This is a genomic window from Lamprobacter modestohalophilus (assembly GCF_016583905.1).
Lineage (GTDB): Bacteria > Pseudomonadota > Gammaproteobacteria > Chromatiales > Chromatiaceae > Lamprobacter > Lamprobacter modestohalophilus.
In genome coordinates, this window is sequence record NZ_NRRY01000027.1 from 22,698 (window position 1) to 34,198 (window position 11,501).

9 protein-coding genes are annotated in these 11,501 nt (G+C 65.4%); 7 read left to right on the forward strand and 2 right to left on the reverse strand.

All coding sequences use genetic code 11. The features are described from left to right. Positions 1–162 precede the first annotated feature (162 nt). The 7 genes from CKO42_RS15630 (at position 163) to CKO42_RS15660 (ending at position 9,118) form a co-directional block, all read left to right on the forward strand. The gene (locus CKO42_RS15630; RefSeq protein WP_200246054.1) at positions 163–1,119 is read left to right on the forward strand and encodes an AAA family ATPase; all 957 of its coding nucleotides are present in this window, start codon (positions 163–165) and stop codon (positions 1,117–1,119) included. 124 nt (positions 1,120–1,243) lie between these two features. Further along, positions 1,244–2,161, forward strand: a complete 918-nt coding sequence (locus tag CKO42_RS15635) for a DUF58 domain-containing protein (RefSeq protein ID WP_200246057.1) — start codon at positions 1,244–1,246, stop codon at positions 2,159–2,161. Positions 2,162–2,217: 56 nt separating this feature from the next. Continuing rightward, positions 2,218–2,988 (forward strand): DUF4381 domain-containing protein, encoded by a 771-nt coding sequence (locus CKO42_RS15640; protein WP_200246059.1) that lies wholly within the window; start codon positions 2,218–2,220, stop codon positions 2,986–2,988. Then, positions 2,985–4,052: a VWA domain-containing protein gene (locus CKO42_RS15645; RefSeq protein ID WP_200246061.1), complete on the forward strand. Its 1,068-nt coding sequence runs from the start codon at positions 2,985–2,987 to the stop codon at positions 4,050–4,052. The genes CKO42_RS15640 and CKO42_RS15645 overlap by 4 nt, the downstream gene beginning before the upstream one ends. Further along, complete coding sequence (locus CKO42_RS15650) at positions 4,045–5,133, forward strand: vWA domain-containing protein (protein ID WP_200246064.1); 1,089 nt, start codon at positions 4,045–4,047, stop codon at positions 5,131–5,133. The genes CKO42_RS15645 and CKO42_RS15650 overlap by 8 nt, the downstream gene beginning before the upstream one ends. 248 nt (positions 5,134–5,381) lie before the next feature. Then, positions 5,382–7,073, forward strand: a complete 1,692-nt coding sequence (locus tag CKO42_RS15655) for a tetratricopeptide repeat protein (RefSeq protein ID WP_200246067.1) — start codon at positions 5,382–5,384, stop codon at positions 7,071–7,073. A 407-nt stretch (positions 7,074–7,480) separates the two neighbouring features. Further along, the gene (locus CKO42_RS15660; protein ID WP_200246070.1) at positions 7,481–9,118 is read left to right on the forward strand and encodes a BatD family protein; all 1,638 of its coding nucleotides are present in this window, start codon (positions 7,481–7,483) and stop codon (positions 9,116–9,118) included. Here the strand turns inward: CKO42_RS15660 and CKO42_RS15665 are convergent. Together CKO42_RS15665 and CKO42_RS15670 are read right to left on the reverse strand one after the other, a co-directional pair. Beyond that, positions 9,115–9,534 carry a DUF2384 domain-containing protein gene (locus tag CKO42_RS15665; RefSeq protein ID WP_200246072.1) on the reverse strand — a complete coding sequence of 140 codons (420 nt, stop codon included), beginning with the start codon at positions 9,532–9,534 and terminating at the stop codon, positions 9,115–9,117. The genes CKO42_RS15660 and CKO42_RS15665 overlap by 4 nt on opposite strands. A 130-nt stretch (positions 9,535–9,664) precedes the next feature. Further along, positions 9,665–11,329: an amidase gene (locus tag CKO42_RS15670; RefSeq protein WP_200246075.1), complete on the reverse strand. Its 1,665-nt coding sequence runs from the start codon at positions 11,327–11,329 to the stop codon at positions 9,665–9,667. Between the last annotated feature and the right edge of the window lie 172 nt (positions 11,330–11,501).

Sequence of the window (11,501 nt, forward strand, 5' to 3'; positions counted from 1 at the left end):
ACCGACGCAGGCTTGCGCGACCCGACTAAACCGCTCAGGATAGCGCCGCTGCGCGACAGAGCCTGAGACACCTCCGGGGCTCATTGGTCGCCATCCTGTCGCCCTACGCCTCGCCCCTAATCTACAGCTCGCCCTATCTATCAGGAAGTCACACACACCGGCATGACACCAGACGCGCTTCAACCCGTTCGCGACCACATCGCCTCGCGCATCATCGGCCAGCAGCGCTTCGTCGACAGCATGCTGGTCTGCCTGCTCAGCGACGGCCATCTGCTGGTCGAAGGCATGCCCGGCCTGGCCAAGACCACCGCGGTGAAGGCGCTCGCCGATTCCATCGAAGGCGACTTCCATCGCATCCAGTTCACGCCGGACCTGCTGCCCTCGGACCTGATCGGCACCGACATCTACCGCCACGAGAAGGGCGAGTTCGAGTTCCGCGAAGGGCCGCTGTTCCACAATGTCTTGCTCGCCGATGAGGTCAACCGCGCGCCGGCCAAGGTGCAATCCGCGCTGCTCGAAGCGATGGCCGAGCAACAAATCACCGTCGGCCAGCGCACCTACCCGCTGCCGGATCTGTTCATGGTTCTGGCGACGCAAAACCCGGTCGAGCAAGAAGGCACCTATCACCTGCCCGAGGCCCAGCTCGACCGCTTCCTCATGCAAGCAGTGGTCACCTATCCAACTCGGGATGAGGAGTTGCTGATCCTCGAGCTCGACGCGAGTGAACAGCAGCGCAACGAGGTGGTTCCGCCGAAGCGGCTCAGCCAGCAGGAACTGTTCGCCATTCGGCGTGCGGTCTCGGCGATCTATATCGACCCGAAACTGCTCAGCTATATCGTCGATCTGGTGCAGGCTACGCGTCAGCCGAAGCTGTACGATGACGCCCTCGCGCGCTGGTGCCGCTTTGGCGGCTCACCGCGCGCCAGCATCGCCTTGGCCCGCTGCGCCCGCGCCCGCGCCTGGCTCGATGGCGACGAGTTCGTCGCCCCGCACCATATCCAGCTGATCGCCCCTGAGGTGTTGCGCCATCGCCTGTTGCTCACCTTCGAGGCCGAGGCTGAGGGCATCACCACCGATGAGTTCATCAACCGACTGCTGAACCTGGTCGCCATCCCTTGATGAGGCCTGTCACGGCAGGAATCATGATCGGCGTCCTAGCCGACGTCATGACCGATGTCATGACCCACGTCATGGCGGCAAGAGCCACCGTCATCGGTGCGATTAAGCCGGACTTGCTCGACAGATGAGTCTCTATCCTCGCCTCGACGACCTGCTCGAGCTCAGACACCAGGCCCACACCCTAGGTGTCTCCTCGCATCATCTGGTCAACTCGACCTTTGCCGGGCTCTATGCGTCGGTGTTCCGCGGTGCGGGCGTCAACTTCGAGGAGGTGCGCGAATACCGCGAGGGTGACGACATCCGCTACATGGATTGGAAGGTCACTGCGCGCATCAATGAACCGCATCTCAAGGTCTTCCGCGAAGAGCGCGAGCGCAGCGTGGTGCTCTGCGTCGATCGCGGCCCGCACATGGCCTTCGGCACCCGCGGCACCTTCAAGGGCGTACAGGCGGCGCGGGCGGCGGCGCTGATCGGCTGGGCCGCGAGCCGGCTGCAAGACCGGGTTGGCGGCATGGCATTTGGCGATCCTCAGCAAGGCCTGCATCACTTCCGCCCTGCACGCGGCCGGCGCGCGCTCTGGCAGCTGCTGCGCACCCTGACCCTGCCCGGCTCGGCCGAAAGTGCCTCGATCGACTGCCTAGCCGGGGCGCTGAAGCGCGCCTCCCGTGGTCTGCCGACAGGATCGTTGATCTTCGTCATCGCCGACCTCAACCGCGAGGCACGCAATCTCGAATCGGTGCTCGGCAACCTCCGGCAGCGCAGCTCGGTGGTCTTGATCCCGGTTGATGATCCGGCGGACCAAGAGATCCCGGCGATGGGCAAGGTCAGCTTCCGCGGCACCGATGGTCGCCTGATCGAGATCGATACCGATGACAGCCAAGCGCAAACCGCCTACCGTGAGGCCTGGAGACAGCGCCGCAAAACCTTATCGGCTCTTGCCAACCGCTTGAATATCATCCTGATGCCGATTCACACCGAGCAAGACATCCATGCCAGCCTGATCAGCGGCCTCGAGCAACGCGCGCGCTCGCGCGCCATCTAATTCCTGCACCCTCTGACGCAACCCCTTGACGCACCCTCTGACCAAGAGCTCAACGTTTGAATCCTGATCTGCGAACGCTGCGCGACATCCACGACGCCCTCGGCAACCCCTGGTGGCCGCTAGCGCCAGGCTGGTGGCTGCTGCTTGGGCTGACCATCGCCGCTGTGGCACTCGGCTGGCACTATCGTCGCGCACGGCCGATCCTGCCGGCGATTCCACTGCTTCGGATCGGAGACTGGCGTTGGGATGCGCGTCGCGAATTGCAGCGTCTGCGCCGCGATTCTGGCCGCGCCTCACTCAAGGTCCGTCTGGCCGAACTCTCCGAACTGCTCAAGCGCATCGCCATGGCGCGGCACGGACGGAGCGCCTGCGCCGGCCTGCATGGCCAGGCTTGGCTCGACTGGCTCAGCGCGCATGATCCGGACGGCTTCAACTGGCGCCAGCATGGCCAGCTGATCGTCAGCGCACCCTATGCGCCGGATATCGCGGAACCGGCGACCAAGAACACCCCAGGGTCGAGCCGCGATCGCGGTCGCGACCTGCTCCCAGAACAACCGATTGCAGACCGACAGCACGCAGAGCGACAACTCGAGCAGCTGATCGCAGCCACCGAGCGCTGGATCACCGCCCCCCTCAAGGCGCCCAAGCGCGGAGCCGAGCCCCGTCAAGACCGGTCAGCAGAGCGCGCAGCCAGCAAAAGCGGTACCGCGTTTAGCCTGCTCAGCAGGGCGTCTCGCTGGCTCACCACGCACGGTCACAAGGTCGCCAAACACAAGGTCGCCAAGGCCTTTCGTCAGCACAAACCGCCCGCAGGGACTGCCAGATGAACGCCTTTGCATTCGCCTGGCCCTGGTTTGGTCTGCTGCTGCCGCTGCCTTTCCTACTCCCGTTTCTACTCAACCGTTTCTGGCCACGCCAATCGGGCAGCGATGCTGACACCGAGCCGCGCAGCCAAGGCCAGCGCATCACGCTGCTGCATCCGCAGCTCGAAGCGCTCGAAAGTGTCTATCGGGCACGGCGCCCGGGCCACGACCTCATGAGCGGCATCAGCCGTCTGCTGCTCTATCTGCTCTGGGCAGCCCTGGTGCTGGCCCTGATGCGCCCGCAATGGCTCGTGCCGCATACCGAGGTGAGCACCCCGGGCTACGACCTGATGCTAGCGGTTGATGCCTCGCATTCGATGGACGCACTCGACTTCAGCGATCGCGGCCAGCAGCTGAACCGCATGCAGGTGGTCAAAGGCGTGATGGGGCGCTTCATCGACGAGCGCGCTGGCGATCGCATCGGACTGATCATCTTCGGCACCGAGGCCTTCGTGCTCTCCCCGCTCACCATCGACCGCTACGCTGTCCACCAGTTGCTCGACGGCGTCGTGCCGAGCATCGCCGGCGGCAGCACCGCACTCGGCGATGCCATCGCCCTCGGCGTCAAGAAGCTGCGCCAGCGCCCCGAAGGCTCGCGCGTGATGATCCTGATCGCCGATGGCGACAATACCGCCGGTAGCTTCCAACCGCTCGAAGCCGCCAGCCTGGCCCGCCTCGACGGGATTCGCATCTACGTCATCGGCGTCGGCAGCAAGCAGGCGCGCATCCCGATTCTGCACAAAGGCAAGATCGAGTACTGGGATGACCTGACCATGGACGAAGAGACCCTTCAGCAAATCGCCGATGTGACCGGCGGCGCCTATTTCCGCGCCACCAACACGCGCGCCCTCGAGGAGATCTCGGAGCGCATCGGTGAGCTCGAAAAGACCGAGTCCGAGACCCGCACCGTGTTCCTACCGGAGCCGCTGTACCGCTGGCCGCTCGCGCTCGCGCTGCTCGCCCTGCTCCTGCTCGGCCTCTTCCCCGAGGGCCGGCGTCGCGCCGTGCGGAGGTCGAGCAATGCCTGAGACCGGCTTCCACTTCAGCCAGCCACAGTGGTTCTTGGGTCTGCTCGCCTTGCCACTGGTCGCACTCTGGCTCTGGCGCAGCGCCGCTAAAGCAGCGCGCGGCCCGATCCATCGCTACGCGGACCCGCATCTATTGCCGCATCTGTCTGGGGTCCGCGAGCTCCGGCGCACCGAGCGCTGGGGCCGCTTCCTCAGCTGGTCCCTGCTCTGGCTGTTGTTGCTCACGGCGATGGCCGGGCCGCGCTGGGACTCGGCCTCGGTTCAGCTCTTTCACCCGGGCGATAATCTGCTGATCCTGTTGGACATCTCGCGCTCAATGGATGCCACCGACACGGCGCCGAGCCGGCTCGGCCGCGCACGCCAAGAGGTTCAAGACCTGATCTTGCAGAACCGGGAGCTGCGGCTCGGGCTGATCGCCTTCGCCTCGGTACCGCATGTGATCTCACCAGTCACTGAGGACAGCCGCGCCCTGCTGTTGACGCTGCCCGCCCTCTCCACCGGGCTCACGCAACTGCCAGGCAGTCGGCTGCAGGGCGCGCTCGACCGCGCCGAGCAACTGCTGGACGCCCTGCCCGAGGACAGCGCCAAGGCCATGCTCTTGATCTCAGACGGCGACTTCGACGAGCCTGGACTCGAAGACCGCGTCAGAACGCTCGCCGAGCGCGGCATGCCGCTGCATGTGCTCGGCGTCGGCACCGTTGAGGGCGCCGATGTTCCCGGCGACCGCGGTCCGCTGCTGGCCCCGAACGGCAAACCGGTGCGCACCAGGCTCGACGAGGATCAGCTGCAGGCGCTAGCCGCGGCCGGCAGCGGCCTCTATCGACTCGCCGACTATCGAGATGACGACACCCGCGCCATCCTTGAGATCGCCGCGCAGAGCCGACTCCCGGCCGAGATCAGCAATGATCGCACCCGGGTCTGGCACGAGCGCTTCTATATCCCGGTTGCCCTCCTGCTGTTGCTCCTGCTACCGCGGTTTCGGGATTGGCTCGGCTCCAGCGCCAAGCGACCGGCCCGCCAAGGCGTCAGCCAGGGCCAGGGCAACGCTGGCTCCAGCCGAGATGGCGGGAGGTCAGCCTGATGGACCAGGGTCTTCAGCACAACCAGGGTCATTGGCTTGGGCGGCTCGGCCCGCGTTTGCTTGCATGGATCACAGGTCGCGCACGCCATCGAACGTCCGACGGCAAACCTGATCGAAGCCGTGCGCCCGCGCTTGACCGACCGCCCGTCAGCTCGAAACAAGCTCCTCGCCTGGTACTGCGCGCCGGCGACGCTAGCGTCGAACCCCGTGGGATCGGAAGTTCGGGGACCAGTGCTCAAGCCACCAGCATGTTCGGCCTGGCGCTGGGCGCGACAGTGCTGATCACTGCAACGGCGACCGTTCCCAGCACAGCCCAAGCAGGCTGGCTCAAGAATAGCGAGCAAGAGGCGATTGCCGACTACGAGAACGGCGCCTACGCCGCCGCTGCGGCAACCTTTAGCGACCCGTTCCGACGCGGCGTCGCACTCTATCGCGCCGGCCGCTACGCCGAAGCCGAGGCCGCCTTTGCCGAGCCGCAGCGCGATGCAATGCGCACCCAGGCCCTCTACAACCTCGGAAACAGCCGATTTTCGCAGGGCGACTATGCCGGCGCCATCAACGCCTACGAAAAGGTGCTGAGCGCCGAGCCGACGCACGACGATGCGCTGTACAACCTCGCCCTTGCGCGCTCGCAACTCGCGCGCTTCGAGCAAGCGGCCTTTGCCGAAGAGCAGCAACCCGAGCCGGACGAAGAGCAAGACGCCGAACAGACCGCAGACAGCGAAGATCGCCCAGATGCTGGAAATGATGCCGCCGACCAAGAACAGTCTGAAGAGCAGGACGGGGAGCGGGACGAGAAGCAGGACGGGGAGCAACAGCAACAAGGCGAGCCCAAAGACGAGGGAGAACAGGAAGAAGGAGAGCAAGAGCAGGGCGAGCAGGAGCAGGGTGATCAGGAGCAGAACGAGCAGCAGCAAGGCGAACAAGAACAAGGCGATCAGCAGCAAGACGAACAGCAGCAAGGCGAGCAGCAAGGGCAACAATCCGGGGGCGGCGAGCAGCAAGGCGATGCCCAGGATCAGGCGTCAGACGCCGCATCCGATGAGCAGACCGCAGATGATCAACAGCGCGGCAAAAGCGGTGGTGATGAGCAGCAGGAGCCGCAAGACGATGCCGAGGGCGGCGACAGCGCTGACGCGAAGCAGGGCCGCAGCGAGGATGAATCAGCGTCAGACAAGGCCGGCGGCGACCTAGACGACACCGAGACAACGGATGAGACCGGCGAGCACGGCGACCGCGAGCGGGAGTCAGCATCAGAGCAAGCCAAGGGCGAGCAGCCAGACAGCCAAGACGCGTCACAGGACACCGGCAGCGACGAACAGCATAGCGACGATCAAACCGGTGAGCACGGCGACCAAGCCAATGCGGAGCAACGTGCTGGCGGCCAGACTCCGGAGGATCAGGCGGGGGCCGATGAATCGACCGATCAGGATCGCGAACAACCGGGCGTCGGCGGTGACGAAGGGTCCAACGAGGGCCAAGAGCCTGACGACGATCAAGCCGCTGGCGAAGGCGCCGGCGGCGATGAGGCAAGCGAGCAGGAGCCCGACGCTCAGGACATCGGCTCCGACGAGGATCAGCAGCGTCCGGAACCTGAATCGAGCGAGCGCGCTGATCGGCCCGACGCCAAGGGCCGTCGCGCCGCGCAGGCCAGCACCGAGCCCGATCTCAGCGCCGCCGATCGAGCAGCCGAGTCGGTCGACCGCTTCGATCAGCAGGGGGCCTTGCCTTGGCAGGCGCTGGACCCTGAGCAAGGGATCAGCGATCGGCCCGCGCTCGATGGCGAGGCCGCGCTCGGCCCAGGGATGGCGGTGATCGAGCAGCGGCTGCAGCAGGTCGAGGGCGATCCGACGCACCTGATGCGCAACCAATTCCGGCTCGAGGAGGCACTGCGTCTGCGCGAGAGCGGTGGCCAATTGCAGGAGGCTCGACCATGGTAGCGAGGCTCGCAGCAGGGCGCCCACAGCACCCAATAGCCACTCGGCATCCGGATCAAGACCGTAGCATCCAGTGGGCGTGGATCAGGCTACGCACGCTCGCACTCGCACTCGCACTCCTCGCCTCGGTCTTAGGCCTCGCTCCGGTAGGCATCACAGCCTTAGGCGTCACGGCCTTAGGCATCAGCGCATTAGGCCTCACCACAACAGCGAGCGCTCAGGACGCGCAGAACCCATCGCAGGCGTCCTGGGGACAACCGCGGCTCGCCCAGCAGGGTTATCCACAGCAGCCTGGCCAGCCCTGGACCTTCCGACCCCAGCCCCCGACCAACGCGCGCGGCGTTCCACCCGGATCAGTCCCTAGCCAACAACCACCGGCTGGCTACCCGCAGGCTGGAGCCTGGCAACAGATGCCACCAGCGTACCCGGGAGCAGGCTCACCCAGCCCCTATCCAGGCGCCTATCCCAATCAGCAGCCTGGCGGCTACCCAAGCGGCCCCGGCTACAACCCGTATCAGCAGGGCGCACGGCCAAGCGCTCAGCCGTCTCTGGAAGTCAGCCTGCTCGACACCCAACCTTACGTGCAGCAGCCCGTGCTGGTGCGGCTCGATGTCCTCAGCTCTGGCAATCTCGCGACGGCCTCGCCGGAGCTTGCCGGCTTTGACGCGGTGCTGCTGGAAGAGATCTCCGGACCCACCACCAGCGTGCGTGGCAGCGGCCGCGAGCGGCAGATCGTCAACAGCTACATGCTGGCGCTGACCCCGCTGCGCGAAGGATCAGTTCAGGTCGGGCCGTTCGAGGTCTCCGGCACCCTCGCCGGTGGCGTCCCGTTCTCGGCGGTGGCTGCAGCGCCCAAACGTCTTGAGGTGCGGCCGGTGGTCGCCTCGGTACGACCCTGGCTCCCGCTGCAGGCCCTGCAGCTGACGCGCGAGCTTGACCAGACCACACCACTCGCCGAAGGCCGGCCCACTACCCTCACCTTGCGCATGCAGGCGACCGGCGGTACCGGCGCTCAGCTGCCCAATCTCGAGCCGATGCTTGCATCGAATGACTTTCGCGCTTACCGCGAGCAGACGATCATCGATACCCGCCTGAGCGACGATGGACGCACGCTCCAAGGCATCCGTACCGAGATCTACACGCTGGTTCCCTATTCCGGCGGTCGTCTTCAGCTGCCAGAGCTTCGTGTCAATTGGTGGAATGTGGACACTGCCCGGCGCGAGACCTCGAGCGTCCCGATCCGTCGCCTCTCCGTTGCTGGCGAGTCTGGTCCGTTCGGATTTGGGCGCGGCACCGGATGGCCGGGATGGCTCGGTGGCGGGCTTAGCAGCGGCACCGGCAACAGCACTGATAGAGACGAAGGCCGCTGGAGCGGCCGCGGCAGCGAGGGTTGGCGCTGGTTCTGGATACCACTGGGCAGCATCATGCTGCTACTAATCGGTTACTGGGCTGGCGTCTGGTACCGCGTCAAGAAACCGGCGTCCAGTGCCGAGGCGAAGAGCGCGAGCGCGACCTCTCAACCAGGTTGGGGGCACAGACTTCGGGGCACCGGCACCCAACTGAGCTCCAGACTGAGCGCTGGCTTCAGGAATGGCCTGCGCCGACTCAACCCACGCGCGCTGGTCGCCGTGCTGTGGCTAGCCCTGCGTAGCCGCCTGCAAAGGCTGATGCCCGCTAGCCTGCGGGTCTATCGCTGCGCTATCGCCGCCGAGCGCGCGGACAGCGCGAGCGAGTGGGCGCTGAGATTTCAGAGCAGCGCCTGTCAGAGCCTGCGCACGCCCAGTCGGGAGCCGCTTCCGCGCATGGCAGATCGGATCTTGCGGCTCCGCCCAGGGGCCGATGCAGCACGTGTTCGCAGTCTTCTCCAGGAGCTCGATAACGCCCTCTACAACGGTGGCCAGCTGGAGATGAAACGCTGGAAGCGCGAGCTGCGCCTTGCCTTACGCCCAGGTTGGGGCGCATTCTGCGGACTGCTCGGCGAGCGGCTGCAGCGTACGCGACTGCCCGCACTCAACCCCAGCTCAGCCGACCACTCGACCGAACCTTAGCCGGCCGCCTCATAAGCAGTCTTGGAGCCGGTCAGGTCCCAAGCGAAGGTGCAATCCAGATGCGAGAGCACCGAGATCAAACCGCTTTCGCCATCCTCGACCATCACGGCAACCGGCGCACGCTTGCCGAACTGCTTGTTGCCGCGCTTCACCCACATATCGCGCATCTCCGGATTGCGCGGGAAGTAGGTCTGTAGGGCCTCCTCAATGCGCAGCAAGTACGACACCCGGCGGTTCACCTCGGCGCTATCGGGAAACGGCTCTTCTTCTCGAAAGCGCGCGATGTTGCGCGCCTTGACACTCTCGGGGAGTTGCAGCAGCACCATCATATCGGTTGCCGAGAGATTCCAGCTCTCGAGCAGGCTCATGGTGCGCTTGGTCAGCGTCAGACGTTCATCGTGGGACAGATCAGACATGGGATAGAACCACCTTGAAGTGCTTGCCGCAACGGCCATTCTGCTCGCCGCAGCACCTGAAAATTGCGTCGTCTTTGGAGAGTGACGGCAAATACCCGGGTTGCAACCCGGAAAAGGCGAGTGATTCACGTTAACCGGAACTCGTGTCCTGGGGATGCTTTGGCACCGCCTCCGGCCAAGGCGGCGCGCCACGTAGCTGCTCGAAACGAGCGCCAAGCCCGATCAGGGTCGGCTCCGAATCCGGAACGCCCAAGAATGAGAGGCCAACCGGCAGGCCGCGCGCTGTCTGTCCCATCGGGACGGTGATCTCCGGCAACCCCGATGCGGCGGCGAGACCCGCTGGCAGGTTCGGATCAGGCGCATCACAGTTATAGCTGGTGTCGTAATCATCAAGCCGTGAAGGCGCTGGGCAAAGGCTGGTTGGGAACACCAACGCGTCCAGCCCATGCTCCGCCATGCGTGCGAGTAGCGCCGAGCGAAGCGCCGGCAAGTGCACTGAGAGCACCTCTAGATAGTCCGGATTGGCCAGTCCAGGGCCTTCCAATGCTCGGTTCAGCATTGCAAGCGCAGCCGGGTCTACAGGCGACCCAGAGCCGCGAATCAGCGGTGACTCGCTCATCCGCAGCAGCCCTTCCAGGTGGTTTGGCCGGCCGTCGCCAACCTGCGCGAGATAGGCATTGAGCTGGTCCCGCAGCTCGGTCTCGCGCAGCAGCGCGCTCCATTGCGGCCAACCTTCTTCGAACCCAGCCGGAAGCTCAAGCGAGACCATCTCGGCAGCGTCGCCCTCGAGCCAGCGCAGGGCTTGGTCAAAGGCCTGATCCACTTCACGATTACCGCCAGCCAGGGCGTTAAAGACACCGAACCGCATTCCTTTCAGCTTGCCACTGCTGGCCTCGGCTTCGGCTTCGGCTTCGGCTTCGGCTTCGGCTTCGGCTTCGGCTTCGGCTTCGGCTTCGGCTTCGGACTCAGCACGGGAGTCAGCGCTAGCCGGATTCAACCGGCGCGAGAGCGCGATTTCAGGGTCATTCCCCGCCAACACCGCGAGCACCAAGGCCGCGTCATCGACCGACCGAGCCAAGGGACCGATCGCATCCAGCGACAGTGGCAACGTCAGTGCGCCATGGGTGCTGACTGAGCCACGCGTCGGGCGTATCGCAACCAAACCAGCTTGGGCGGCGGCGCTGCGCAGATCGCCGGCACCGTCGCTGCCAATACCAACCGGCGCAAAACCTGCCGCGACCGCCGCCGCGACGCCGGATGCGACTCGAGCGAGATTGTAGGGGTTAAGCGTCTGACCACCGGCGGAGCTATAGCCGGGACGGCTCGGCAGCAGACCCAGCTCTCGCGTATTGCCCTTGGCGAATGGCAGTGCACCGGCGTCCCGCAACGCGGCGACCACAGCGGCATCCGCTCGTGGGCGATGACCTCGCAGGGTCGCCGAGCCTGCTGTGGTCGGCAAATCCTTCACATCAATGGTGTCGCCGACGACGACCGGGATACCACTCAACGCTCCGTTTTCGGCGCCCTTATCCTGTCGAGCTGATCCCGCGCCCCCTGCGACCGAGCCCGGAGCTCGACCCGAGCCCGGACGCGGGTCCACGGCAACCAGGCTATTCAGCGTCGGACCACTCGTGTCGAGTGCCTTGATCCGCTGCAACGCGCGTTGCAGCAGCTGCTCTGGCGAGATGGTCCCGGCCGCGAGTGCCGCTCGCAGCTTGGCAAGGTCGGCATCCGCCCGCGCTGGGCAAACAGGGGCCGACGCCAAGAGAAGCACGCCCAGCAATGGCAGCGACAAGGCCAGCGCGGCGGCGCGAGCCTGAGTAACGCTGCAAAAGCGAACTGCACAAGCAGGATAGAACAAGCGCAGCGGTTCGGCCCATCGAGCCAACCATTGGTTCAGGTTGTTGTTGAACCCTTTCCGAGTCGGCAAAGGGTTTGGTCGGGAAGCTGTCATCCTTTCTCCCGGG